Origin of the sequence: Bradyrhizobium sp. CCBAU 51753, assembly GCF_015291565.1 — a bacterium.
Lineage (GTDB): Bacteria > Pseudomonadota > Alphaproteobacteria > Rhizobiales > Xanthobacteraceae > Bradyrhizobium > Bradyrhizobium ivorense.
Genome location: NZ_CP030037.1, coordinates 8,623,056 through 8,649,518, shown reverse-complemented (window position 1 = coordinate 8,649,518; position 26,463 = coordinate 8,623,056). Strand labels below are relative to the sequence as shown.

Genomic DNA, 26,463 nt, shown 5'->3' with positions numbered 1-26,463 from the left:
ATGGGAGAAAACAACATGAACACGGATTTCAACCGGGTCGCCAAGCTGCTGAGCGCCGCGCTCTGCGCCGCGCTGCTCGCCGCGCCCGCCGCGGCGCGCGAGAAGGACAACGCGCTCTCATCCGCGCGCCAAATCAAGACCGACGTCGCCGGGCTGAAGGCGCCGGCCCAGATCCTGGTCGATGTCTGGGGCATCCCGCACATCTATGCCGGTAACGAGCACGACCTGTTCTTCCTGCAGGGCTTTAATGCCGCGCGCGACCGGCTCTGGCAGATCGATCTCTGGCGCAAGCGCGGGCTCGGCCTGCTGGCCAAGGATTTCGGTCCGGCCTATGCCGCGCAGGACAAGGCGCTGCGCCTGTTTCTCTATCGCGGCGACATGAATGCGGAGTGGGCCGCCTACGGCCCGAAGGCGAAAACCTATGCGGAGGCGTTCGTCGCCGGCGTCAACACCTATGTCGCCGACGTCAGGGCCGGCAAGCGCCCGCTGCCGATCGAGTTCAGGATCGCCGGCACCATGCCGGACCCGTGGACGGCGGAGGACGTCGTGCGGATCAGAAGCCACGGCCTGACCCGCAACGTCGCTTCCGAGGTCAAGCGTTCGCTGGTCGCTTGCGCCAGCGGCCTCGAGGCCGACCGCTTCCGCGTCAAGCTGGAGCCGGCCTGGACCACAAAGGTCCCCGACGGGCTCGATCCCTGCAGCGTGCCGAAGGCGGTGCTCGCGGCCTACGATCTTGCCACGCGCCCGGTGAAGTTCGCCGCGCCAAAGGACCAGAAGGCCGCGCAGGCTCACGATCCCGACACCTTTCTCGCCGAGGCCGACCAGCAGCGTGACACCATCGGCTCCAACAACTGGGTGATCGCGTCGTCACGCACCGCGACCGGCCGCCCGATCCTCGCCAATGATCCGCATCGCGAGCACTCGGTGCCGTCGCTGCGCTACATCGTCGGCCTCAATGCGCCCGGCATCTCCGTGATCGGCGCCGGCGAGCCGGCGCTGCCGGGCATCTCGATCGGCCACAACGGCACCATCGCGTTCGGGCTGACCATCTTCAACGTCGACCAGGAAGATCTCTACGTCTACGAGCTCAACCCCGCCAACCCGAACCAGTATCGCTACGGTTCGGGCTGGGAGGACATGCGCATCGTGCACGAGAAGGAGCAGGTCAAGGGCGAGGCCGATCGCGACCTCGAGCTGAAATTCACCCGCCACGGCCCGGTGGTTTATGTCGACACCGACAACAAGCGCGCCTTCGCGGTGCGCTCGATCTGGTTCGAGCCCGGCACCTCGGCCTATTTCGGCTCGTCCGACTACATGACCGCGAAGAACTGGAACGGCTTTCTCGGTGCGATGCGGCGCTGGGGCGCGCCGTCGGAGAACCAGGTCTATGCCGACACGTCAGGCAATATCGGCTGGGTCGCCGCCGGCAAGACGCCGCGCCGCGCCGGCTATGACGGCCTGATGCCGGTGCCCGGCGACGGCCGCTACGAGTGGAACGGCTTTCTGTCGCTCGACGAGCTGCCGAAATCCTATCAGCCGAAGCAGGGTTTTATCGCCACCGCCAACCAGATGAACCTGCCGGCCGACTATCCCGTCAGCGAGCGCAAGGTCGGCTTCGAATGGGCCGACAGCGCGCGCTGGCAGCGCATCACCGAGGTGCTGGAGAAGGACAGCAAGGTGACGCTGGCGGACGCGATGGACCTGCAGAACGACGACACCGGCATGCTCGCGCGGCGTCTCGTCGCGCTGCTGAAGCCGCTGACATCCGATGATGCCAACGTCAAGAAGGGCCTCGATCTTCTCAAGGCGTGGGACGCGCGCGACACGGCGGACAGCGCGGCCGCCGCGGTCTACGAGGTCTGGATCGCCAACCACCTCGGCCCGGTGCTGCTGAAAACCGCGGCGCCGAAGGCCGCCGAGCTGATCGCGCCGGAAGCCTCCAGCATCTCCGCGATCGTCGACTACGTCGAAAAACCCGATGCCGCGCTCGGCAGCAATCCGGCGGCGGAGCGCGACCGCGTGCTGCGCGACAGTCTCGGCGAAGCCGTCGCCGACGTCACCGAGAAGCTCGGGCCCGATGCCTCGATGTGGCGCTGGGGCCGCCTGCACGTCGCAAAATTCGATCACGCGTTGATGCCGATCGCCGACAAGGCTACCGCAACGCAGATGCTGGTCGGTCCGCTGGCCTTCGGCGGCGCCGCCAACGTGCCGCGCGCCGCCACCTACCGCCGCGCCGACTATCATCTGCTGTCGGGCGCCTCGTTCCGCATGGTGCTCGACGTCGGCAATTGGGATGCGAGCCGCACCATCAACACGCCCGGCCAGTCCGGCGACCCCTTCAGCGGCCACTACCGCGACCTCGCGCCGCTGTGGGCGGCAGGCCAGTACGTCCCGCTGCTCTACAGCCGCACCGCCGTCGAAGGCGCGACCGCGCAGGCGATCACGCTGACGCCGAGGTGATTCCCACTTCACCTCTCCCCGCTTGCGGGGAGAGGTCGGATTGCGCAGCAATCCGGGTGAGGGGGAGTCTCCACAGTTTCCCTGTCTCCGTATGCGCGGAAGCAGCCCCTCACCCAACCCTCTCCCCGCAAGGGCGGGGCGAGGGAGCGCGATCCCGCTGCGACTTTGGTTTTCGTCTGCTCGTTGAAGGATGCGTCCAATGATGCTGCCCGACGGCTACTCCGACGTTCCCCAAGGCAAGATCGCCGCCGTCGTCACCCATCTGGAGATGACTGCCCGCCCGCCACGGCGCGACGATCCGCCCGGCGCCTGGGGCCTGCGCCGTGTCGAGCAGCCCGCGCTCGACTGGTACCGCGAGCTCTACCGCCGCGTCGGCGACGAGTGGCTGTGGTTCTCCCGCACTCGGCTCGATGACGCCGGTCTTGCCGCGGTGATCCGCCCTCCCGGCATCGAGGTCTACGCGCTGGTCGTCGACGGCTGCGACGAAGGCCTGCTCGAGCTCGATTTCCGCGAAAGCGGCCAATGCGAGCTGGTCTATTTCGGCGTCACCGCAAAATTCATCGGCGCCGGCGCCGCCCGCTTCCTGATGAACCGCGCGCTGGAGCAGGCATGGCGCAGCGGCGTGCAACGAGTCTGGGTGCACACCTGCACCTTCGACCACCCGGCGGCCGTGGCGTTCTACCAGCGGTCAGGGTTTCGCCCGTTCCGCCGCCAGGTCGAGGTCGCCGACGACCCGCGGCTCGACGGCAGCGCGCCGCGCGATGTGGCGCGACATGTGCCGGTGATCACGTAGATGTCGGCGTCGACGCCGGCTTGAGCCCCACGAGACATTGCCCCAAGTTCCATCGCCAAGGCCGCGTCGGGTTTCAATGAAGCCGAATTAAAGCACGCCTGAAGTCGATTTTCCGGCCGCACGACATGTTTTCGAAGTCGTCATCGCGGACGATCAGTGGCGGATAGTGCGAGCAGTTTCAAAAGGAAAGCGATCAAGGCAACAAGCATTGCGAGAAGGAGCGAAGCCATGGCGAATACTCCGCCTGTCGCAACGATCAACGATAATTCCGTGCGGACGCTCGCCTGGAATCAAATCGGCAATTGGCTGACCTATTTGGATGTCAATGGCAATCCGGCGGTCAAGTATCAGTTCTGGGACAGCGGCGCCGCTGCCGATAGTGGATTGATCTGGAGCGATGCCGGCACCGGACAGCTTGCGCCGAACACGACGCTTGAAATCAATGCTGCGGATCTGTCGAAGATCTGGGTGCGCGGCGGAGCGGTTGGTGGCAGCGAGACCATGTGGGTGCGGGCCTTTGACGGCACGGACTGGGGCAATTGGGACTCGTTCACCCTGACGACCGTGCCGAACACGGCGCCCGTCGCCACCGTCAGCGATCACACCGTGCGCATCGGCGAATGGACGCATGCCTCGAACTGGATCTCCTATTCCGACGCGGATGGCGATGCCGCCACGCGTTATCAGTTCTGGGACAGCGGGACGTCGACCAGCAGCGGCTATCTCTGGAGTGATCTCGGCACAGGCCAGCAGGCGCCGAACACGGTGCTCGACGTCGCCGCGTCCGATCTCGACAAGATCTGGATTCGCGGTGGATCGGCCAGCGGTAGCGAAACGTTCTGGGTGCGCGCCTTCGATGGCCACGACTGGGGCAACTGGGACTCGTTCACCCTGACGACGCAGCCGAACACTGCACCGGTCGCCAGCATTGCCGATCATACGGTGCACGTCGACCAGTGGTCGCCGGTGTCGAACTGGCTGTCCTATTCCGACGCGGACGGCGACGCGGTGACCCAGTATCAGTTCTGGGACGGCGGCGCGGCCGCGACCAGTGGCTACATATGGAGCGACCTCGGCACCGGCCAGCAGCCGGCGAACTCGACGCTCACGGTCGCGGCGAGCGACCTGTCGCAAATCTGGATCCGCGGGGGATCGACGACTGGCAGCGAGACGATGTGGGTGCGCGCCTTCGACGGTCATGACTGGAGCAACTGGGACTCGTTCACATTGACGTCTCAGAATGTGGCGCCGGTTGCCAGCATTGCCGATCATACGGCGCATGTCGGCCAATGGGTTCGCGCCTCGAACTGGCTGTCCTCCTCCGATGCGGACGGCGACGCGGTGACGCAGTACCAGCTCTGGGACGGCGGCGCGGCCGCGACCAGTGGCTATATCTGGAGCGACCTCGGCACCGGCCAGCAGCCGGCGAACTCGACGCTCACGGTCGCGGCGAGCGACCTGTCGCAAATCTGGCTGCGCGGCGGATCGACGACTGGCAGCGAGACCATGTGGGTGCGCGCCTTTGACGGGCACGACTGGGGGCTCTGGGACTCCTTCCAGTTTGACACCGTGACGAACACCGCGCCTGTCGCCGACATCGCCGACCATTCGCTGCATTTGAATGAATGGACGCGGGTGACGAACTGGCTGTCGTATTTCGATTCAGAAGGCGATGCGGTGACGCAGTATCAGTTCTGGGACGGCGGTGCCGGCGCGACCAGCGGCTACATCTGGAGCGACCTCGGCACCGGCCAGCAGCCGGCGAACTCGACGCTCACGGTCGCGGCGAGCGACGTGTCGCAAATCTGGCTGCGCGGCGGCTCCGCGACCGGCACGGAGACCATGTATGTCCGCGCCTTCGACGGCATTGACTGGAGCGGCTGGGACGCCTTCACATTGACGACGATTGCATGAAATGCGAGCCGGAGCGCTCACCTTGTTGCAAGGCGACGCAACTCGGCTAGGATGCTGCAAAGCGCAACCCGCCAATCGCATCCATGAAGCGCGGGCTTGACCCCGGCATCCAAGCATCTTCAGAGGAGCGATGGATTGCCGGGTCGAGCCCGGCAACGATGAGTGTTCAAACATGTTCCTGATCGGCCAGTACGACTCGCCCTTCGTCCGCCGCACCGCGATTGCACTGCGGCTCTACGGGTTGCCTTTCGAGCACAAGCCATGGTCGACCTTCGGCGATGCGGAGCAGGTCGCGGCCTACAATCCGCTGCGGCGGGTGCCGGCGCTGGTGCTCGATGACGGCGAGGCGCTGATCGAGAGCGGCGCGATCCTGGATTATCTCGACGAGCTGGTCGGGCCGGAGCGGGCGATGCTCGCGCGCTCCGGCGCCGAGCGGCGCCGGCATCTGCGCATCATTGCGCTTGCCACCGGGCTCGCGGACAAGGCGGTGAGCCTGATCTATGAACGGGTGCTGCGCAAGGAGCAGCTCAAGCTGTGGGTCGAGCGCTGCGAGGCGCAGATCACCGGCGTGCTCGCCGTGCTGGAGCAGGAGCGCGCGGCTGTGGCTGCGCCCTATTGGCTCGGCGAGCGCATCGGCCATGCCGACATCGCGGTCGCCTGTGCGCTGCGCTTCACCGGCGAGGCGCATCCGCACCTATTCGACGCGCGCTACACCGTGCTGAAGGCCCACGCCACACGCTGCGAAGCGCTGCCGCCGTTCCAGGAGATCGTCCAGCCGCTGGCGCCGCCGAGCGGTTAGGGGATCGGTTGCGTCCCCACCCAAAACTGTCATCGCCCGGTCAAGCCGGGTGATGACACCGAGCAAGCTGAGCAAGCCAACCCGTCATCCTGAGGTGCGAGCTCTTGCGAGCCTCGAAGGATGAATCGGCCACCAGCGGGGCCGTGCATCCTTCGAGGCTCGCCGAAGAGGCTCGCACCTCAGGATGACGGGACTCATAGCAGCGCGCGGGCTATTTCGCCCGCATCGCCTCCGGCGTGTCGGGCTGCGCGGACGGATGGGCTTTCGCAAACGCCGGCAGCGCCATGGCGGTTTCATGAATGCGCTTCACTGTCGGCCATGGCGCGAGGCTGATCTGCTGGTTGACCGCCGCGGTGACGTGGCTGACCAGGCAGATGTCGGCGAGGCCGGGCGCGTCGCCGTGGCAGAACCGGCCGGTCGCCGTGTGGCCGGCGAGATGGCCTTCCAGCGCGGCCAGCGTCTCGACGGTCCAGTGCCGGCGCCAGGCGCTTTGCTGGCTGTCGCGCAGATCGAGCTCGCGGTCGAGATAGCGCCGCACCCGCGGCGTCAACAGTGGATGGCCCTCGCAGGCGACGATCAATGCCAGGCCGCGCACCCGGGCGCGGCCGAGCGGATCGGCCGGCAGCAGCGGCGGGTTCGGAAAGGTCTCGTCGAGATAGTCGACGATGGCGAGCGACTGGAACAGCACATCGCCGTCATCGGTGACCAGCGCGGGCAGCGCCATCTGCGGATTGAGCTTGCGATAGGCGTCAGCGCGATGCGCGTCGGCATCGATGTCGACGAACACGACTTCGGCCGGCACCTGCTTCAGGTTGAGCGCGATCCGTACCCGAAAGCTCGCCAGCGACCGCCAGAAGGAGAAGAATTTCATGGGGCACTCCGCTCGTCATGCCGCGGGCAAAAGCGCGAAGCGCGTCTTCGCACCCGATGCCCGGGCATCCATCGACTGGAGAGACATTTCCCTGAAGATGGATCGCCGGGTCAAGCCCGGCGATGACACGTCTTGGAGAGGCGCGGTGCTTTCCCTCTCCCCTTGTGGGAGAGGGTCGCTTCGCGTAGCGAAGCGGGGTGAGGGGTCTGTCTCCGCGGATGGAGACCCCTCATCCGTCGCGGACTGCGTCCGCGCCACCTTCTCCCACAAGGGGAGAAGGGAAGGAGAGTTAGCCCGCGCCGACCGCCTTCTTGCGCCAGGCCAGGTGCACGGCGCAGGTGCAGCCCTTCGGATGTGAGGCCAGTTCCACGTCGTTGGCCGGTGTCGCGGCCGGCGCGATCTCCTTCGCGTCCTGCGACGGGATGTAGTTCAGCACCGGTGCGAGCCAGCGCTCGACTTCGGCGACCGTCATGCTCTTGCGCGCGGCATAGTCCTCGACCTGGTCGCGCTCGATCTTGCCGACGCCGAAATAGAAGCTCTCGGGATGGCTGAAATAGAGCCCGGAGACCGAGGAGCCCGGCCACATCGCAAAGCTCTCGGTCAGCTTGACGCCCGCGGTGTTCTCGGCGTCGAGCAGCGCGAACAGCGTCTGCTTCTCGGTGTGGTCGGGCTGCGCCGGATAGCCGGGTGCGGGGCGGATGCCGTCGTATTTCTCGAGGATCAGTTCGTCCGACGAGAAGGTCTCGCCCGGCGCGTAGCCCCAAAACTCCTTGCGGACGCGCTGGTGCATGCGCTCGGCAAAGGCTTCGGCGAGGCGGTCGGCCAGCGCCTTGCACAGGATCGAGGAGTAGTCGTCATTGGCGTTCTTGAAGCGGTCGGCCACCGCGTCCTCGCCGATTCCGGCGGTGACGACGAAGCCGCCGATATAGTCCGCCACGCCGGTCTCCTTCGGCGCGATGAAGTCGGACAACGCGGCGTTGAAGCGGCCCTCGCGCTTCTCGAGCTGCTGGCGCAGCGTGTGGAAGGTCGCGATCTTCTGCTTGCGGGTGTCGTCGGCATAGACCTCGATGTCGTCGCCGACGGCGTTTGCCGGCCAGAAGCCGATGGTGGCGCGGGCGGTGAACCATTTTTCCGCGATGATGCGACCCAGCATCTTGCGCGCATCGTCATACAGCGAGCGGGCGACCTCGCCGACCTTGGGATCGTCGAGGATCGCCGGAAAACGCCCGGTCAACTCCCAGGTCTGGAAGAACGGCGTCCAGTCGATGTAGTCGGCGAGCTCGGCCAGATCGTAGGCATCAAAGCTCTTCAGCCCGAAGAACGCCGGCTTGGTCGGCGGCGCCTTGGCAAAATCGATCGCGACCTTGTTGGCGCGGGCCTCAGCGAGCTTGAGCCGCTTCTTGTCGGCCTGGGCACGGAAATGTGCCGCGGAAATCTTGGCGTATTCGGCGCGCACCTCTGCGGCGTAGGCCTGCTTTTTCTCAGCCGACAGCAGCGAGGAGGCGACGCCGACCGCGCGGCTGGCGTCGTTGACATGCACCACCGGCCCGCTCTTGTAGTTCGGGTCGATCTTCACCGCTGTGTGCACCCGGCTCGTGGTGGCGCCGCCGATCAGCAGCGGCACGTTCATGCCCTGGCGTTCCAGCTCGCCGGCGAGGAAGCTCATCTCGTCGAGCGAAGGCGTGATCAGGCCGGACAGGCCGATGATGTCGGCGCCTTGGGCCTTGGCGGTCTCGATAATCTTGGCGGCGGGCACCATGACGCCGAGGTCGATCACCTCGAAATTGTTGCACTGGAGCACGATGCCGACGATGTTCTTGCCGATGTCGTGGACATCGCCCTTCACGGTCGCGAGCACGATCTTGCCCGCGGCGTTGCGGCCGCCGGTGACGCCATTGGCGAGGTTGCGCGCCTTCTCCTCCTCCATGAACGGCATCAGATAGGCGACCGCTTGCTTCATCACGCGGGCCGACTTCACGACCTGCGGCAAAAACATTTTGCCGTCGCCGAAGAGATCGCCGACCACGTTCATGCCGGCCATCAGCGGCCCCTCGATGACGTCGAGCGGGCGAGCGGCGTTCTGCCGCGCGGCCTCGGTGTCTTGCTCGATGAACTCGGTGATGCCGTGCACCAGCGCGTGGCTCAGCCGCTTCTCGACCGGCCATTCGCGCCAGGCGAGATCAGCTTCCTTGGTCTGCTTCTCCTTGCCGCGGAATTTTTCGGCGAGCGCCAACAGCCGCTCGGAAGCGCCGGGATCGCGGTTGAGGATGACGTCTTCGCACACCTGGCGCAGCTCGGCATCGATGTCGTCATAGACGATCATCTGCCCGGCATTGACGATGCCCATGTCCATGCCGGCGTGAATCGCATGATACAGGAACACCGAGTGCATCGCCTCGCGCACCGGCTCATTGCCGCGGAACGAGAACGACAAATTGGACACGCCGCCCGAGATATGCGCGCCGGGCAGGTTCTGCCGGATCCAGCGCGTCGCCTCGATGAAGTCGACGCCGTAATTGTTGTGCTCCTCGAGGCCGGTCGCGATCGCGAAAATATTCGGATCGAAGATGATGTCCTCGGGCGGGAAGTCGAGCTGGCCGACCAGGATGTCGTAGGCGCGCTTGCAGATCTCGGTCTTGCGCTTGAACGTGTCGGCCTGGCCGGTCTCGTCGAACGCCATCACGACCACGGCGGCGCCGTGCCGCTTGGCGGCGGTCGCCTCGTGCAGAAACTTCTCCTCGCCTTCCTTCAGCGAGATCGAGTTCACGATCGGCTTGCCCTGGATGCACTTCAGGCCGGCCTCGATGACATGGAATTTCGAGGAGTCGACCATCACGGGCACGCGCGCGATGTCGGGCTCGGCGGCGACGAGGTTGAGGAACGTCACCATCGCGTTTTCGGAGTCGAGCAGGCCCTCGTCCATGTTGACGTCGATGACCTGGGCGCCGTTCTCGACCTGGTCGCGCGCCACCTGCAGCGCGGCGGTGTAGTCGCCCGCGGTGATCAGCTTGCGGAAGCGGGCCGAGCCGGTGACGTTGGTGCGCTCGCCGACGTTGACGAACGGAATCGCGTCCGTCAGCGTGAACGGCTCGAGGCCGGACAGCTTCAGCCGCGGTCCGATTTCGGGCACGACGCGCGGCTTGTGCGGCGCGACGGCCTTGGCGATCGCGGCGATATGGTCCGGCGTGGTGCCGCAGCAGCCGCCGACGATATTGACGAGGCCGGCGGCGGCGAACTCGCCGATCAGCCGCGCCATGTAGTCCGGCGTCTCGTCATACTGGCCGAACTCGTTTGGCAGGCCGGCGTTCGGGTACGCACACACCAGCGTATCTGCGACGCGGCCGATATCGGCGATATGGGCGCGCAGATCCTCGGCGCCGAGCGCGCAGTTGAAGCCGATGGTCACGGGCCTCGCGTGCCGCACCGAATGCCAGAACGCCTCCGGCAACTGTCCGGAGAGCAGGCGGCCGGACTTGTCGGTGATGGTGCCGGAGATCATCACGGGCACGTCGATGCCGCGCTCCTCGATGATCTCGGCGATCGCATAGAGCGCCGCCTTGGCATTCAGCGTGTCGAAGATGGTCTCGACCAGCAGCAGATCGGCGCCGCCGTCGAGCAGGCCGCGGGCCTGCTCGCCATAGGCCTTGCGCAGATCGTCGAAGGTGACCGCGCGATAGCCGGGATTGGAGACGTCGGGCGAGATCGAGGCGGTGCGGTTGGTCGGGCCGAGCGCGCCGGCGACGAAGCGCTGCTTGCCGTCTTCGGCCGACACGCGCTCGGCCGCGGCGCGGGCCAGCCGCGCGCCTTGCAGGTTCAGTTCATAGGCGAGGTCCGACATATCGTAGTCGGCCTGCGCGATCGAGGTCGAGGAGAAGGTGTTGGTGGCGACGATGTCGGCGCCGGCGCGCAGATAAGCGGCGTGGATGTCGGTGATCGCCTCGGGCTGGGTCAGGATCAGCAGATCGTTGTTGCCCTTGATGTCGCGATGGAAGTCCGCAAAGCGCGCGCCGCGGAACGCGGCCTCGTCGAATTGCAGACCCTGAATCATCGTGCCCATGGCGCCGTCGAGCACCAGGATGCGCTCGCGGGCAGCCGCGAGCAAAGCAGAACGCTTGGGAGAAACGGGTACAGTCATGGTTCAGGCGGCTTTCTGGGCGCCATGCGGCCGGATGCCGAGCAGATGGCTGATCGCGAACACCAGGTCCGCGCGGTTCATGGTGTAGAAGTGGAAGGTGTCGACGCCGTGCTTGGCCAGCTTCTGCACCTGGCCGGCGGCGACCGTCGCGGCCACCAGCTTGCGCGTCTCGGCATCATTGTCGAGGCCGTCGAATTTTTCCGCGAGCCAGTCGGGCACGCTGGTGCCGGCGCGAGTCACGAAATTGCGCGCCTGCTTGAAATTGTGCATCGGCATGATGCCCGGCACGATCGGGATATCGATGCCGCGCGCCCGCACCCGGTCGACGTAGCGGTAATAGAGATCGTTGTCGAAGAACACCTGGGTGATCGCGCGGTTCGCACCGGCGTCGACCTTGGCCTTAAGCGTGTCGATGTCGGTGTCGAAACTGGCGGCTTCCGGATGCTTCTCGGGATAGGCGGAGACCGAAATCTCGATATCGGGATGGCGCTTCTTGATTCCGGCGACGAGCTCGGCCGAGCTCTGGTAGCCGTCGGGATGGGTGAAATAGGGCGTGCCGATGCCGGCCGGCGGATCGCCGCGCAGCGCGACGATGTGGCGGACGCCGACCTCGTGATAGCGGTCGACGATCTCGTCGATCTCGCCGCGCGAGGAGCCGACGCAGGTCAGATGCGCGGCCGGCAGCAGGTCGGTCTCGCGCAGGATGCGGGTGATGGTCGAATGGGTGCGCTCGCGGGTCGAGCCGCCGGCGCCATAGGTGACCGACACGAAGTTCGGCGTCAGCGGCGCCAGGCGGTTGATGGTCTCCCACAGATTGCGCTCCATCTCCTCGGTCTTCGGCGGGAAGAACTCGAAGGAGATTTTGGGCGCACGATGCCCATTCGACACGGGAGAAACGGTCTCGGTCATGATACGCAAGGGCTCCGCAGCAGGTGGGCAGATGTCTCGCCTGGATATGGAGCCCCCAAGATAGGCGAAACCGGCCGTCCGAAACAGCCCATCGCACATGGGAAATTGCCCATTATTGTAAAATGCTTTGCAATCAATTCTCTCATGAGTGAGAATTTGTGGGCAAGATGTTCGCTGCGTCGTTTGCGTAATTAATTGAAATTATTGCGTAAATATGCTTGTGGCTCGAGCCTGCGCCATCTATCGGATGTGGGCTAGATTAGACCGTCAATAAACGGTCCTATTTCGTCCCAAGAGGTGGGGCCGTCAACGCCGCGACACCGGCCCTCCGGCGCGGGCCTGATCTGCACAGCGGAGGGCTTTGTCGGCCCGCGGGGCGCCACTAGGTTCAGCGCCATGATTCCGCTCTCCGTTCTCGACCTTTCCGTCGTCACCACCGGCACCAAGCCGGCCGCGGCGCTGCGCAACAGCATCGATCTGGCGCGCCATGTCGATGGCCTCGGCTATGTCAGGTACTGGCTGGCCGAGCACCACAACCTCGCCTCGGTCGCGAGCCCGGCGCCGGACCTGATGATCGGGCAGATCGCGGCGGTGACCCGGCACATCCGGGTCGGCTCCGGCGGCGTGATGCTGCTCAACCACGCGCCGCTGGTGGTCGCCGAGCGCTTCAAGATGCTGGAGGCGCTGTTTCCCGGCCGCATCGATCTCGGTCTCGGCCGCGCCCCCGGCACCGACGGCGCCACCGCCTACGCGCTGCGCAGCCGGCTCGACAAGCGCGAGGGCGACGATTTCCTCGAGCGGCTGCACGAGCTGACCTTGTGGGAGACCCGCGATTTCCCGGCCGGCCATCCCTACAACAATGTGGTGGCGATGCCGGACGACTCGCCGCTGCCGCCGATCTGGCTGCTCGGTTCGAGCGATTATTCCGCCGAACTCGCCGCGCAGGTCGGGATGGGTTTTGCGTTCGCGCATCATTTCGCCACCCACGACGCGGTCGCGGCGATGACCAATTATCGCGCGCATTTCACGCCGTCAGGCTGGCGCGCGGCGCCGCAGGCGATTCTGGCGGTCGCGGCCGTCGTGGCGGAGACCGATGCCGAAGCGGAAGAGCTCGCGCTGTCGATGGATCTCAACCGCCTGCGCCGCGACCGCGGCCAGTATCTGCCGCTGCCCAGCGTCGAGGAGGCAAAAGCCTATCCCTACACCGACGCCGAGCGCGCCGCGATCGCGCGCAACCGCGCCCGCTTCTTCGTCGGCAGCCCCGCGACCGTGCTGGCAAAACTGCAGCCGCTGATCGCGGCGACGCAGGCGGATGAGCTGATGGTGATCACTGCGGTGTATGATCACGAGGCGAGGAAGAAGTCGTACAGCCTGCTCGCGGAGGCGTTCGGGCTGACGAAGAAGGTGGCCGCATAACGACTGTCGTCCCGGCGAAGGCCGGCAACTGTTATGTCGGCTTTCGCCGGGACGACACTGATATGCTGCACCGCTGACAAACCCGTCATCCTGAGGTGCGAGCCTCTTCGGCGAGCCTCGAAGGATGAATCGGCCACCAGCCGGGCCGTCGACCCTTCGAGGGCCGCTGAAGAAACGGCCACCTCCAGCGACAACGGCGAAGCCGTTGCGCGGGGGTGACGGTGATAGGATGCGCGCTAGGCCCGGACGACGCAAGGGAAGGCTCGGCCTAGTCCCGCGTTTCGCTGAACGTGGCGCGGAACGGGTGGCCGGGATAGACGCCGACGATGCGGAATTCGCGCGAGAAGAATTTCAGTTCCTCCAGCGCGAAGGCCAGTCCGCGGTCCTCGGGGTGGCCGTCGACGTCGGCATAGAACTGGGTGGCGAAGAAATTGCCGTCGACCATGTAGCTCTCGAGCTTGGTCATGTTGACGCCGTTGGTGGCAAAGCCGCCCAGCGCCTTGTAGAGCGCGGCGGGCAGGTTGCGCACCCGGAACACGAAGGTGGTGACCAGCGGCCCGGAGGCCTGCGCGGCCCATTTGGCCTCGCGCGCCAGCAGCACGAAGCGGGTGGTGTTGTGGGCCTCGTCCTCGATGTCCTCGGCGAGGATGTCGAGGCCGTAGATCTCGGCGGCGAGGCGCGAGGCGATCGCGGCGACGCTCTTGTCCTTGCGTTCGGAGATGTCGCGGGCGCTGCCGGCGGTGTCGGCGGCGACCATCGGCCTGATGCCGAGCTTGCGGATCACGCGGCGGCACTGGCCGAGCGCATGGACGTGGCTCTCGACGCTCTTGATGTCGGAAAGCTTGGTGCCCTTGATCGCCATCAGCTGGTGGCGAACCGGCAAAAACCATTCGCCGACGATGAACAGGCCGGAGGCCGGCAGCAAATGATGGATGTCGGCGACGCGGCCGGCGACCGAGTTCTCGATCGGGATCATGCCGAGATCGGCCTCGCCCGAAGAGATCGCGGCCAGCGCGTCCTCGAAGGTCGCGCAGGGCAACGGCTCGGCGTCGGGATAGGCCTCGACGATCGCGATATGGGAGTTGGCGCCAGGCTCGCCCTGGAATGCGATTTTCAGCTTTTTGGTCATCGGTTCTTTCCTAGCCGGCCTTTTAGCACCCGGTCAGGCTTTGGAAAGTATCCTGCGGGCGGTTTCGAGATCGGCCGGGGTGTCGACGCCGCGTGGGACGGTGTCGACGATGGTGACGTCGATCCGCATCCCGGCCTCCAGCGCGCGGAGTTGCTCGAGCTTCTCCTGCTGTTCCAGCGGCGAGGGCGGCAGCGCCACGAACCGCTCCAGCGCGGCGCGCCGGTAGGCATAGAGGCCGATATGGTGGTAGCGCGGTCCGTCGCCGTAGGGCGCGGAGGCGCGGGTGAAATACAGCGCGCGGAGCCGGTTCGGCCCGATCGGCGAGCCGACCGCCTTGACCACGCTGGGGGCCCGGTCCTCTTCCTCGGTATGGATGCGCGAGGCCAGCGTCGCGATATCGACCGCGGGGTCGGCCAGCGGCGGCATCACGCTGCGGATGGTGTCGGGCGTGATGGTCGGGAAATCGCCCTGCAGATTGACCACGATCTCGGCCGTCCCGTCCGGATCGAGGATCGTCATCGCCTCATGGATCCGGTCCGAGCCGGATGGGTGGTTGGCATGGGTCATCACCACCTCGCCGCCATGGGCGGTCACGGCAGCTGCGATCTCCACCGTGTCGGTGGCGACCGCGACCCGGCCGATTCCGGCCGCCTCGGCCCGCCGCAACACGTGCACGATCATCGGCAGGCCGGCGATATCAAGCAGCGGTTTGCCGGGCAGCCGGGTGGCGGCCATGCGGGCCGGAATCAGCACCAGGGTACGTGGTTCGGTCATTGGTGTCGGGGCCTGTCCGGCCAGCGGAAATTGACGGGGAGGACGTTGAATTCGGCGCGTTTATACGGGTTGCCAGAGCGCGGGCAAACCGATATCTCAAACCGGCTTGGGGGCGGTGCGAAAGGCCGATTCCCAGGTCTCTCCCCGCGGCCGTATTCCCGGCCTGAAGTCGACATTCAAGGCCCGGAGCCTGACCCCGATGGACTCCTTCGAACTGAACAAGATTCTCGGTGCGGTGCTCGGCACCTGTATTTTTGTCCTGGTGCTGAGCTTTGCCGCCGGCGCGGCGTTCTCGCCGAAGCTGCCGCAGAAGCCGGGCTTCGAGATCGCGGTCAAGGAGGAGACCCATGGCGGTGGCGAGGCCGCTGCGGCGTCGTCCGAGCCGATCGAGAAGCTGCTGCAGACCGCCTCCGTCGAGAAGGGCGCTGCCGCCGCCAAGAAGTGCCAGGCCTGCCACACCTTCGAGAAGGGCGGTCCCAACCGCGTCGGTCCGAACCTCTATGGCGTCGTCGGCGAGAAGAAGGGCGAGGGCCGCGGCTTCAACTTCTCGGCGGCCATGAAGTCCAAGGGCGGCGAATGGACTTTCGACGACCTCAACAAGTTCCTGACCAACCCGAAGGGCTTCGTCCCGGGCACCGCAATGGGCTTTGCCGGCGTGCCGAAGGACAGCGAGCGCGCCGACATCATCGCCTATCTGAATTCGAACTCGGAGCACCCGGCTCCGCTCCCGACCGCTTCGAAGTAGCGATTTGGTTCTCGCAATCATGCGTGAATGAAACGGCCAGGCAATGCCTGGCCGTTTTCGCATGGGAACGGTCGTCCCCTTTTGGGGTTGCAGGGGTTGTTATCGAGACGTTTCGCCGCAGCGGATCGGTTCCGGACCGGTTATCATTAGGAAAAAGCAACGTAAATGGTCGAACCGTTGCCGTATATTGAGGTCCATCTAGGCGGGGTCAGCAACAGGAATTCCGGATTTGGCAATCACCCGACGACACCTCCTTCAGGGCAGCGCACTGGCAGCAGTGGCTCCGGCACTCGGATTGAACTCTGGCGTGTCAGCGATAACGCCGGTACTCGCCGATAACGTCCCCAGTGGGCTCAAATGGCGGCACGGCCTGTCGCTCTTCGGCAACGTCAAATACCCGGCTGACTTCAAGCGATTTGACTACGTCAATCCGGATGCACCGAAGGGGGGCCTTGTCCGGCAAATCGCAATCGGCACTTTCGATAATTTCAACATTGTTGTCTCGGGTGTGAAAGGCTCCATCGCGGGCGCTGTCGCCTTGATTTATGAATCGCTGACGACGCCTTCGCTCGACGAAGTCTCAACGGAGTACGGATCGCTGGCGGAGGCCGCAAGTTACCCGGACGACTTCTCCTCTGTCGTTTACCGTCTGCGCCCTCAGGCGAAGTGGCATGACGGAGCACCGGTTACTCCGGAAGACGTGATCTTCTCGCTCGACGCCTTCAAGACGCATCACCCGATGTTTTCTGCCTATTACAGCCATGTCGTGAGGGCGGAGAAGCTTAGCGATCGCGAAGTGAAATTTGTCTTCGATATGCCGGGCAACCGCGAACTGCCACAGATCGTGGGCCAGCTTACGATCTTGCCCAAGCACTGGTGGGAAGGCACCGATAGCCAAGGACGCAAACGCGATATCTCCGCGACAACGCTGGAGCAGCCGCTAGGGTCGGGACCGTATCGGATCAAGGAATTTGTCGCAGGGCGGACTGTGACTTTGGAGCGCGTCAAGGACCATTGGGCGCGGGATCTCGCGATCAATGTTGGGCGCAATAACTTCGACGAACTTCGCTACGAATATTTCAGGGATCCGACGGTTGCGATCGAGGCATTCAAGGGCGATCAGATCGATTGGCGTTTGGAGAACAGCGCGAAGGCGTGGGCGACCGCCTATAATTTTCCGGCTGTCACCGACAAGCGCGTGGTGCTGGAAGAGTTTCCGAACCGCAGTTCGGGCGTCATGCAGGCCTTTGTCCCCAACCAGCGGCGCGCCAAATTCAAGGATACGCGTGTTCGCCGCGCCCTGAACTACGCGTTCGACTTCGAGGAGGTCAACAAGCTGCTCTTCTTCGGCCAGTACAAGCGCATCATTAGCTACTTTGATGGCGCCGAGGAGTTGATGGCGACTGGGCTGCCGCAAGGCAAGGAACTCGCCATTCTTGAATCCATGCGTGATCAAGTGCCTGGCGAAGTATTCACGACGGTCTATGCGAATCCTGTCGGCGGCAATCCAGAAGCAGTGCGCGAAAATCTCCGTGAAGCATCTCGTCTGCTCAAGGAGGCTGGGTACGAGGTACGAGACAGGAAGCTCGTGGATGCAAAGAACGGAGAGCCGTTCTCCATCGAATTGTTGAACGAGGATCCGAATTTCGAAAGGATCATGCTGGCTTACAAGCCGGCACTCGAGCGGCTCGGATTTTCGGTCACGGTACGCACGATCGATCCAATCCAATACGAGAATCGGATTCGCAGTTGGGATTTTGACGTCGTCATCGGATCCTGGGGGGAATCCTTGTCACCCGGAAACGAGCAGCGTGAATACTGGGGATCGAAAGCTGCAGATACAGCCGGATCGCGCAATCTTGCCGGCATCAAGAGCCCGATAATCGACAAGCTCATCGAGCGGGTGATTTTTGCGACGGATCGCGAAGATCTCGTCGCGGCGACGAAAGCGCTCGATCGCGTGTTATTGTGGAACCATTACGTCGTCCCGCAATGGAACTATCCGAAGGTCCGTACAGCCCGCTGGGATCGCTTCGGCCGTCCGACTGAATTGCCCAAATATGGACAATCGGGGTTCCCGGCGATTTGGTGGTACGACGCCGACAAGGCGGCCAAGCTCAAGCGTTCATAACGTCAAGGATTCGCGCATGGCGCTGTTTACCCGTCGGCACGCACTCGGTCTCGGCATCGGTGCGTTGAGTGCTGCAGGATTTCGTGCCCTACCTGCGGCGGCCGAAAACGGAACCGAGATGCACGGCATGTCGGTGTTCGGCGACCTGAAATATCCGGCGGATTTCCAGAGCTTTGATTACATCAATCCGAAGGCGCCGAAGGGCGGGTTGTTTTCAACGATCCCTTCGACCCGCGCCTATAACCAGTCGTTCTATACCTTCAGCTCGTTCAACGCCTTCATCCTCAAGGGTGAAGGCGCGAAGGGAATGGAATTGACCTTCGATTCGCTGATGGCGCGCGCGGCCGATGAACCCGATGCGATGTACGGGCTGGCAGCAAAATCGGTCTCGATTTCTCCCGACAAGCTCACCTACCGTTTCACGATGCGGCCCGAAGCGCGTTTCAATGACGGCTCGAAGCTGACGGCGCAGGACGTCGCCTTTTCGCTCAACACGTTGAAGGAGAAGGGGCATCCACTGATCGTGGTGCAACTTCGCGATTTCGTGAAGGCCGAGGCGCCCGACGACGCCACGGTGATCGTGACTTTCGCGCCCAACCGCGCCCGTGATGTGCCGCTTTATGTTGCAGGTCTGCCGATCTTCTCGAAGGCCTATTATGCGACCAGGCAATTCGAAGAGTCGACGATCGAAGTGCCGCTCGGCTCAGGGCCCTACAAGGTCGGCAAGTTCGAGGTCAACCGCTTCGTCGAATACAATCGCGTCAAGGATTGGTGGGCCGCCGACTTGCCGGTCAATCGCGGCAGCTACAATTTCGACACGGTGCGCTACGAGTTCTATCGCGATCGCGACGTCGCGTTCGAAGGCTTTACCGGCAAGAACTATCTCTTCCGCGAGGAGTTTACCGCGCGAGTCTGGGCGACGCGGTACGATTTCCCCGCCATCAAGGATGGGCGGGTCAAGCGCGAAACGTTGCCGGATGAAACGCCGTCCGGCGGACAAGGCTGGTTCTTCAATACCCGTCTCGATAAATTCAAGGACCCGCGCGTACGGGAGGCATTGATCTATGCCTTCGATTTCGAGTGGACCAACAAGACCATCATGTATGACGCCTACGCGCGCAGCGTCTCGCCGTTCCAGAATTCGGACATGGTGGCGATGGGGCTGCCGTCGCCGGAGGAATTGAAGCTGCTCGAACCGTTCCGCGGCCAGGTGCCGGATGAGGTGTTCGGCCAGCCCTTCGTGCCGCCGGTATCGGATGGATCGGGACAGGACCGGGCACTGCTGCGTAAGGCTACGCAGATGCTCAACGAGGCAGGATGCGTCGTCAAGGACGGCAAGCGGCGACTTCCGAATGGCGAACCCCTTACGATCGAGTTTCTGCTCGATGAGCCGACATTCCAGCCGCATCACGCCAGCTTCATCAAAAATCTTACCCCACTTGGGATCGACGCCAACATCCGGCTGATCGACGTGGTGCAGTATCGTGCGCGGGTCGAGGCTTTCGATTTCGAGGTGACGACGCAGCGTATCAGCATGTCGGCAACGCCGGGTGACAGTCTGCGGCCTTACTTCACGTCCCACGCCGCCGCCACCAAAGGCTCGTACAATCTCGCAGGCGTGGCCAATCCGGCGATCGACGCATTGGTCGAGAAAGCCATTGCTGCCGAGACGCGAGCGGACCTGACTTTTGCCTGCCGCGCGATCGATCGGGTATTCCGGGCCGGCCGCTACTGGGTGCCGCAATGGTATTCCGGCAAACATCGCGTCGCCTATTGGGATCAGTTCGGTCATCCGGAGAAGCCGGCGAAATATGCCCAGGGCGTCGGCGCGTCCGAGAACTGGTGGTATGACGCGGCGAAGGCCGCGAAGCTCGAGCAGGCGAAGTAGCCGATGAGCGCCTATATCGCCCGCCGTATCCTGTTGATGCTGCCGACCCTGCTCGGCATTCTGTTCGTGTCCTTCGTGGTCGTGCAGTTTGCCCCCGGCGGGCCGGTCGAGCGCGTCATCGCGCAGATCAATGGCGCCGACACCGGCGGCACCTCGCGTGTCTCGGGCGGCGGCGGCGATCTGGCCGCGCAGCGCGGCCAGGGTGCTGGGGCAGCCGGTGCTGCGATCAACTCGAAATACCGCGGCGCGCAGGGGCTCGATCCCGACTTCATCAAGAAGCTCGAGGTGCAGTTCGGCTTCGACAAGCCGGCGCCGGAGCGCTTCGCGCTGATGGTGTGGAATTTCGCCCGCTTCGATTTCGGCAACAGCTATTTCCGCAGCGTCAGCGTGATTCAGCTGATCAAGGAGAAGCTGCCGGTCTCGATGTCGCTCGGCATCTGGATGACGCTGATGACCTATCTGATCTCGATCCCGCTCGGCATCCGCAAGGCGGTGCAGGACGGCTCGCGGTTCGACACCTGGACCTCGGCGGTGATCATCATCGGCTTTGCGATTCCGGGCTTCCTGTTCGCGATCCTCCTGATCGTGCTGTTCGCCGGCGGCTCGTTCCTCAACATCTTCCCGCTGCGCGGTCTCACGTCAGACGGTTGGTCCCAGTTCCCGTGGTACTGGAAGATCATCGACTATTTCTGGCATCTGACGCTGCCGCTGGTGTCGATGGCGCTCGGCGCGTTCGCCACCATGACGCTGCTGACCAAGAACTCGTTCCTCGACGAGATCCGCAAGCAATACGTGATGACGGCGCGCGCCAAGGGCTGCAGCGAGCGCCAGGTGCTGTACGGCCACGTCTTCCGCAACGCCATGCTGATCGTGATCGCGGGTTTCCCGGGTGCCTTCATCCACGCCTTCTTCTCCGGTTCACTGCTGATCGAGACCATCTTCTCGCTCGATGGGCTTGGTCTGCTCGGCTTCGAAAGCGTGCTGAACCGCGACTATCCAGTGGTGTTCGGAACGCTGTTCATCTTCTCGCTGGTCGGCCTGGTAGTGAATCTGCTCTCCGACCTCGCTTATATGTGGATCGATCCGCGGATCGACTTTGAGGCGCGGGAGGTGTGATGACGATGCTCGCGCCCCAGCCGGTCGAAACCACGACGCAATCGCCGCTCGGCGAAGCCGTGCCCGCCACGCAACACGGTTTTGCACCGTCGCCACTCAACAGGCGGCGCTGGCAGAATTTCAAGGCCAACCGCCGCGGCTACTGGTCGTTCTGGATCTTCCTGACCCTGTTCGTGGTGTCGCTGTTCGCCAACTTCATCGCCAACGACAAGCCGCTGCTCGTCAAATATGACGGCCATTTGTATTGGCCGGTGGTGGCCAACTACGCCGAGACCACGTTCGGCGGCGACTTCGAGACCGAGGCCGACTATCGCGATCCCTATCTGCAAAAGCAGATCGCGGCCAAGGGCGGCACCATGATCTGGCCGCCGATCCGCTACTCCTATGACAGCCGAAACCTGGATCCGCCGACTCCCGTACCGTCGAAGCCGACCTGGCTGCTGACCGAAGCGCAGTGCAAGGACGTGGTGCAGCGGAAGGGGCTGACCGGCTGCCGCGACCTCGAATACAACTGGCTCGGCACCGACGATCAGGGCCGTGACGTGGTCGCGCGGCTGATCTACGGCTTCCGCATCTCGGTGCTGTTCGGCCTGACGCTCACCATCCTGTCCTCGATCATCGGTGTTGCTGCCGGCGGCGTGCAGGGCTATTTCGGCGGTTGGACCGATCTGATCTTCCAGCGCCTGATCGAGATCTGGACCGCGATCCCCTCGCTCTATCTGCTGCTGATCATCTCGGCGGTGCTGCCGCCCGGCTTCTTCATCCTGCTCGGCATCCTCCTGCTGTTCTCCTGGGTCTCGCTGGTCGGCCTGGTGCGCGCCGAGTTCCTGCGCGGCCGCAATTTCGAATACATCCAGGCGGCGCGCGCGCTCGGCGTCTCCAACGCCGTGATCATGGTCCGCCATCTGCTGCCGAATGCGATGGTCGCGACCATGACGTTCCTGCCCTTCATCGTGTCGTCCTCGGTGATGACGCTGACGGCGCTGGATTTCCTCGGCTTCGGCCTGCCGCCCGGCTCGCCGTCGCTTGGCGAATTGCTGTCGCAGGGCAAGGCCAATGTGCAGGCGCCGTGGCTCGGCCTCACCGGCTTCTTCTCGGTCGCGATCATGCTGTCGCTCCTGATCTTCATCGGCGAAGCCGCGCGCGACGCCTTCGATCCGCGCAAGACATTCTCGAAGGGCTGACGCATGGATGCCAGCAACCAGCCCCTGCTCGACGTCAGCGACCTCTCGGTCGCGTTCGGCCGCGCGCTCGCGGTCGACGGCATCTCGTTCTCGATCAAGCGCGGCGAATGCGTCGCCCTCGTCGGCGAGTCCGGCTCGGGCAAGTCGGTCAGCGCGCTGTCGGTGCTGAAGCTTTTGCCCTATCCGGCGGCGTCGCATCCCACGGGCGCGATCCGTTTCCGCGGCCGCGATCTGTTGACCGCATCGGATCAGGAGATGCGCGAGGTCCGCGGCAACGACATCTCGATCATCTTCCAGGAGCCGATGACCTCGCTCAATCCGCTGCAGACCATCGAGACCCAGATCGGCGAGATCCTGTCGCTGCACCGGGGGATCGGTGGCAGCGCGGCGCGGGCGCGGACGCTGGAATTGCTGCGCCAGGTCGGCATTCCCGAGCCGGAGACGCGGCTGCAGAGCTATCCGCACCAATTGTCCGGCGGCCAGCGCCAGCGCGTGATGATCGCGATGGCGCTCGCCAACGACCCCGATCTTCTGATCGCGGACGAGCCGACCACCGCGCTCGACGTCACCGTGCAGGCGCAGATCCTGGCGCTGCTCGCCGAGATCCGCGCGCGGCTCGGCATGAGCCTGCTGTTCATCACCCACGACCTCGGCATCGTCCGGCGCATCGCCGACACCGTCTGCGTCATGAACAACGGCAAGATCGTCGAGCAGGGGCCGGTCGAGCAGGTCTTCACCGCCCCGCAGCACGCCTACACCAAGGCTTTGCTCGCGGCCGAGCCGAAGCCGGATCCGGCGCCGCCGCAGCCCGACGCGCCGGTAGTGATGTCGGCGGACAATCTCAAGGTTTGGTTTCCGATCAAGCGCGGGCTGCTGCGCTCGACCGTCGGCCACATCAAGGCGGTCGACGGCGTCAGCCTCGCGGTGCGCAAGGGCGAGACGCTCGGCGTGGTCGGCGAATCCGGCTCCGGCAAGACCACGCTCGGGCTGGCGCTGCTACGGCTGATCTCCTCCGATGGCCCGATCGTGTTCCTCGGCAACGACATCCAGGGCCTGCGCTTCAAGCAGATGCGGCCGTTCCGCCGCGACATGCAGATCGTGTTCCAGGACCCGTTCGGCTCGCTCAGCCCGCGCATGTCGATCGCCGACATCATCGCCGAAGGTCTCGAGGTGCACCAGAAGCAGCTGTCGCGCGAGGAGCGCGAGGTGCGGGTGGTCAAGGCACTGAAGGATGTCGGCCTCGATCCGGAATGGCGCTTCCGCTATCCGCATGAATTCTCCGGCGGCCAGCGCCAGCGCATCTCGATCGCGCGCGCCGTGGTGCTGGAGCCGAACTTCATCGTGCTGGACGAGCCGACGTCGGCGCTCGACATGCTGTTCCAGGCCCAGATGGTCGACTTGCTGCGCGACCTGCAGCGCAAGCGCGATCTCACTTACATGTTCATCTCGCACGATCTGCGCGTGGTGGCCTCGCTGGCGAGCCATCTGATCGTGATGAAGTCGGGCAAGGTGGAGGAAGAGGGCCCGGCCTCCGTGCTGTTCAAGACCCCGAAGAGCGACTACACCCGCGCGCTGTTCGCCGCCGCGTTCCGGCTCGAGGCCGACGGCGACGGCGCGGTGGCGACGTAGCGTTGCTGTCGCTTCGTTCTGTCTAGGATAGTGAAGTTTCAAAGGGGCGTCGTAAGGAGAGCACGCCGGTCAGGCTCCCTCCCCCCTTGCGGGGGAGGGCTGGGGAGAGGGGTAAGCCCCAAGCGAGATGATCGACGTGGATTTCGCTTGCCCAATTCTGGAGTGCGTCGGTTCAACGAATGTTGAGTGGAGAGAGTTGGCCGCGTGGCACCCCTCTCCCTAACCCTCCCCCGCAAGGGGGGAGGGAACCCTGCCGCCGGTGCGTCCCTTACACGAACGCGGCAATGGCAGCGAAGCAATAGGTTCGTTGAGCGGATCAGAGCCGCTTGATTGCGACGACTTCGCTTCCCGCCGCCTTGATCCGCGCGATCGCGGCCTGGGTGTTCTCCACCACGGTTGCCATGTGATGCGCGTTGGCGTGCACGATCGTGGTCGCATCGCGGACGATGGCGACGTGGCCCTTCCAGAAGATCAGGTCGCCGCGCTGCAGGTGCCTGGCTTCCGCTTCCGCCAACGCGCGGCCGAGGCCGTCCTGCTGCATGTCGCTGTCGCGCGGGCAGCCGGTGCCGGCTGCCGTCAGCGCGACCTGCACCAGGCCGGAGCAGTCGATACCGAGGCTAGATTTGCCGCCCCAGAGATAGGGCGTGCCGACGAACTGCTCGGCGACCGAGACGAAATCGTTTGCCATCACCTCGAGCGGAGCGACGTGCTGACGCGGCAGGTGCCAGCCTTCGCGAGTCACGGCAAATGCGCCATCCTCGCGGATCACGGTCAGCTTGGTGCCCAGCGCCAGCGCCTCGACCGGCGGCAGCTTGATCGACGGCCCCGGGAAGGCGAGCGTGCGCAGCGCCGTCACCTTGTGCGTTGGCGCTGCACCCGGCCTGGTCAATGCCGCATCGGGAATCCAGCCGACATAGCCGTCATCGCCGAGCTGGCCCCAGGCCCAGCCTTCGCCATTGCGGTCGTAGATCGTGACCCGCTCGCCCTTCAGCGCCTGCGTCATCTGCTCGGCATCGGACGCCGGGGCGCGGCGCAGCGGCGCGATCGCGTCGCTGACCTCGTAATCCTCGCCCTCGACGAAGCGCGCCGCCTTGACCTTGCCCTCGAGATACTTTGCGGCGAGGTCGTCGCGGGCCGGGGTCAGACGCGGGTCATGCATAGCGCTGGCTCAGCAGTTTGTAGATCGCGCGCGCGGCCTGGCACTCGCCGCCCTCGGGGCGGCCGGGCTTGGCCGACGGCGTCCAGCCATAGATGTCGACATGCAGCCAGCTTGCCGCGTGCTCGACAAAGCGCTGCAGGAACAGTGCGCAGGTGATCGAGCCGGCGAAGCCGCCCGACGGCGCGTTGTTGATGTCGGCGGTCTTGGAGTCGAGCCAGGCATCGTAGGCCGGCCACAACGGCATCCGCCACAACGGATCGTTCTCCCCCTTGGCGTGCGCTGCGACGTCGGCGGCGAGCGTCTCATCATTGGTGTAAAAGGGCGGTAAATCCGGCCCCAGCGCGACACGCGCCGCGCCGGTCAGCGTGCCGAGATCGACCAAGAGATCGGGCCTCTCCTCGTCGGCCAGCGCCAGCGCGTCGGCGAGCACCAGCCGTCCCTCGGCGTCGGTGTTGCCGATCTCGACGGTGACGCCCTTGCGCGAGCGGAAGATGTCGAGCGGACGGAACGCATTGCCGGCGACCGCATTCTCGACCGCCGGAATCAGCACGCGCAGCCGCAGCTTCAGCTTGGCGTCCATCACCATCTGCGCCAGCGCCAGCACGTTGGCGGCGCCGCCCATGTCCTTCTTCATGAGCAGCATGCCGCTCGACGGCTTGATGTCGAGCCCGCCGGTATCGAAGCAGACGCCCTTGCCCACCAGCGTCACCTTCGGATGGGCCGGATCGCCCCACGTCAGATCGATCAGCCGCGGCGCGCGCGTCGAGGCCATGCCGACGGCGTGGATCAGCGGAAAGCCCTGTTCGAGCGCCTCGCCGGTGATGCAGTCGAAGCCGGCGCCGAACCGTGCCGCCAGCTCGCGCGCGGCGTCGGCGAGCTCGGCGGGACCCATGTCGTTGGACGGCGTGTTGATGAGGTCGCGCGCCAGCGCCGCCGCATCCGCCATCCGCGCGATCTCTGCGGCATCGATGCCGTCTGATGGCACCAGACGCACGTCGGGCGCCTCGTTCTTGCGATAGCGGCCGAAGCGGTACGCGCCGAGCGCAAACGCCAGCGCGGCGAGCCTCGTGTCATGCGGCGCGTTGGCAAAGCGGTAGACGCCCGGCGGCAGCAGGCCGGGCAGCGCGCCCGGCCGGAACGGATCGCGCGCCTTGTGGGTCTCGTCATCGAGGCCGAACAGCACCTGCGCGATGCTGCCGTCGGCGGCCGGCAAGGTCAGGCACTTGCCGGGCTTGGCGGCAAAGCCGTTGGCTTCGGCAAACTGCCGCGCCGGCGCCGGCAGCTCGTTCCGGATCGCGTCCCAGGTCGATTTGGTGACGAAGGTGATCGGGATGGCGGCGGGGGTGGTTGCGGTCTCGAACACGGATGACATGCGACTCTCGGCTGTTCAGGCGTCGTCGGTCGTACACGC

General features: G+C 64.9%; 18 protein-coding genes. 11 read left to right on the top strand and 7 right to left on the bottom strand.

Translation table 11 applies throughout. From position 1 onward, the window contains the following. The first annotated feature begins 15 nt into the window (after nt 1-15). From XH93_RS39770 to XH93_RS39755, 4 genes are all read left to right on the top strand, one after another. Nucleotides 16-2,460, top strand: a complete 2,445-nt coding sequence (locus XH93_RS39770) for a penicillin acylase family protein (protein WP_194471619.1) — start codon at nt 16-18, stop codon at nt 2,458-2,460. Nucleotides 2,461-2,659: 199 nt separating this feature from the next. Next, nucleotides 2,660-3,253 carry an N-acetyltransferase gene (locus tag XH93_RS39765; RefSeq protein WP_194471618.1) on the top strand — a complete coding sequence of 198 codons (594 nt, stop codon included), beginning with the start codon at nt 2,660-2,662 and terminating at the stop codon, nt 3,251-3,253. A gap of 228 nt (nt 3,254-3,481) precedes the next feature. Beyond that, nucleotides 3,482-5,167, top strand: coding sequence for a hypothetical protein (locus tag XH93_RS39760; RefSeq protein ID WP_194471617.1), 1,686 nt, complete (start codon nt 3,482-3,484; stop codon nt 5,165-5,167). A gap of 172 nt (nt 5,168-5,339) precedes the next feature. Next, complete coding sequence (locus tag XH93_RS39755; protein WP_194475516.1) at nt 5,340-5,966, top strand: glutathione S-transferase family protein; 627 nt, start codon at nt 5,340-5,342, stop codon at nt 5,964-5,966. A 211-nt stretch (nt 5,967-6,177) separates the two neighbouring features. Here XH93_RS39755 and maiA read toward each other — a convergent pair whose 3' ends face one another. From maiA to metF, 3 genes are all read right to left on the bottom strand, one after another. After that, nucleotides 6,178-6,837: a maleylacetoacetate isomerase gene (gene maiA, locus XH93_RS39750; RefSeq protein WP_194471616.1), complete on the bottom strand. Its 660-nt coding sequence runs from the start codon at nt 6,835-6,837 to the stop codon at nt 6,178-6,180. A gap of 289 nt (nt 6,838-7,126) precedes the next feature. After that, complete coding sequence (gene metH / locus XH93_RS39745; protein ID WP_194471615.1) at nt 7,127-10,972, bottom strand: methionine synthase; 3,846 nt, start codon at nt 10,970-10,972, stop codon at nt 7,127-7,129. A 3-nt stretch (nt 10,973-10,975) separates the two neighbouring features. After that, on the bottom strand, nt 10,976-11,881 hold the full coding sequence (gene metF / locus XH93_RS39740) for a methylenetetrahydrofolate reductase [NAD(P)H] (RefSeq protein WP_194471614.1): 906 nt from the start codon (nt 11,879-11,881) through the stop codon (nt 10,976-10,978). Between the two features lie 396 nt (nt 11,882-12,277). Here metF and XH93_RS39735 point away from each other — a divergent pair, with 396 nt between their 5' ends. After that, nucleotides 12,278-13,297 carry an LLM class flavin-dependent oxidoreductase gene (locus XH93_RS39735; protein WP_194471613.1) on the top strand — a complete coding sequence of 340 codons (1,020 nt, stop codon included), beginning with the start codon at nt 12,278-12,280 and terminating at the stop codon, nt 13,295-13,297. A gap of 268 nt (nt 13,298-13,565) precedes the next feature. On the opposite strand, the gene XH93_RS39730 is transcribed toward XH93_RS39735, so the two are convergent. Together XH93_RS39730 and XH93_RS39725 are read right to left on the bottom strand one after the other, a co-directional pair. After that, complete coding sequence (locus XH93_RS39730; RefSeq protein ID WP_194471612.1) at nt 13,566-14,426, bottom strand: prephenate dehydratase; 861 nt, start codon at nt 14,424-14,426, stop codon at nt 13,566-13,568. A 33-nt stretch (nt 14,427-14,459) separates the two neighbouring features. Beyond that, nucleotides 14,460-15,200 (bottom strand): 3-deoxy-manno-octulosonate cytidylyltransferase, encoded by a 741-nt coding sequence (locus XH93_RS39725; protein WP_194471611.1) that lies wholly within the window; start codon nt 15,198-15,200, stop codon nt 14,460-14,462. A gap of 199 nt (nt 15,201-15,399) precedes the next feature. On the opposite strand from XH93_RS39725, the gene XH93_RS39720 reads away from it, so the two are divergent. From XH93_RS39720 to XH93_RS39695, 6 genes are all read left to right on the top strand, one after another. Then, nucleotides 15,400-15,945 carry a cytochrome c family protein gene (locus XH93_RS39720; RefSeq protein WP_194471610.1) on the top strand — a complete coding sequence of 182 codons (546 nt, stop codon included), beginning with the start codon at nt 15,400-15,402 and terminating at the stop codon, nt 15,943-15,945. 229 nt (nt 15,946-16,174) lie between these two features. Next, a complete protein-coding gene (locus tag XH93_RS39715) occupies nt 16,175-18,076 on the top strand; it encodes an extracellular solute-binding protein (RefSeq protein ID WP_194471609.1) in 1,902 nt (633 codons plus the stop codon). A gap of 16 nt (nt 18,077-18,092) precedes the next feature. Beyond that, nucleotides 18,093-19,964 carry an extracellular solute-binding protein gene (locus tag XH93_RS39710; protein ID WP_194471608.1) on the top strand — a complete coding sequence of 624 codons (1,872 nt, stop codon included), beginning with the start codon at nt 18,093-18,095 and terminating at the stop codon, nt 19,962-19,964. A 3-nt stretch (nt 19,965-19,967) separates the two neighbouring features. Further along, on the top strand, nt 19,968-21,080 hold the full coding sequence (locus XH93_RS39705) for a microcin C ABC transporter permease YejB (protein WP_194471607.1): 1,113 nt from the start codon (nt 19,968-19,970) through the stop codon (nt 21,078-21,080). Beyond that, nucleotides 21,080-22,264, top strand: coding sequence for an ABC transporter permease (locus XH93_RS39700; protein ID WP_194471606.1), 1,185 nt, complete (start codon nt 21,080-21,082; stop codon nt 22,262-22,264). Before XH93_RS39705 ends, XH93_RS39700 begins: the two co-directional genes overlap by 1 nt. A gap of 3 nt (nt 22,265-22,267) precedes the next feature. Continuing rightward, entirely contained in the window at nt 22,268-23,893 is a 1,626-nt protein-coding gene (locus tag XH93_RS39695; protein ID WP_194471605.1) for an ABC transporter ATP-binding protein, read from the top strand. A gap of 316 nt (nt 23,894-24,209) precedes the next feature. Here XH93_RS39695 and XH93_RS39690 read toward each other — a convergent pair whose 3' ends face one another. Both XH93_RS39690 and XH93_RS39685 read right to left on the bottom strand, forming a co-directional pair. Further along, complete coding sequence (locus XH93_RS39690; RefSeq protein WP_194471604.1) at nt 24,210-25,052, bottom strand: C40 family peptidase; 843 nt, start codon at nt 25,050-25,052, stop codon at nt 24,210-24,212. Next, on the bottom strand, nt 25,045-26,424 hold the full coding sequence (locus XH93_RS39685; RefSeq protein ID WP_194471603.1) for a M17 family metallopeptidase: 1,380 nt from the start codon (nt 26,422-26,424) through the stop codon (nt 25,045-25,047). The genes XH93_RS39690 and XH93_RS39685 overlap by 8 nt, the downstream gene beginning before the upstream one ends. Between the last annotated feature and the right edge of the window lie 39 nt (nt 26,425-26,463).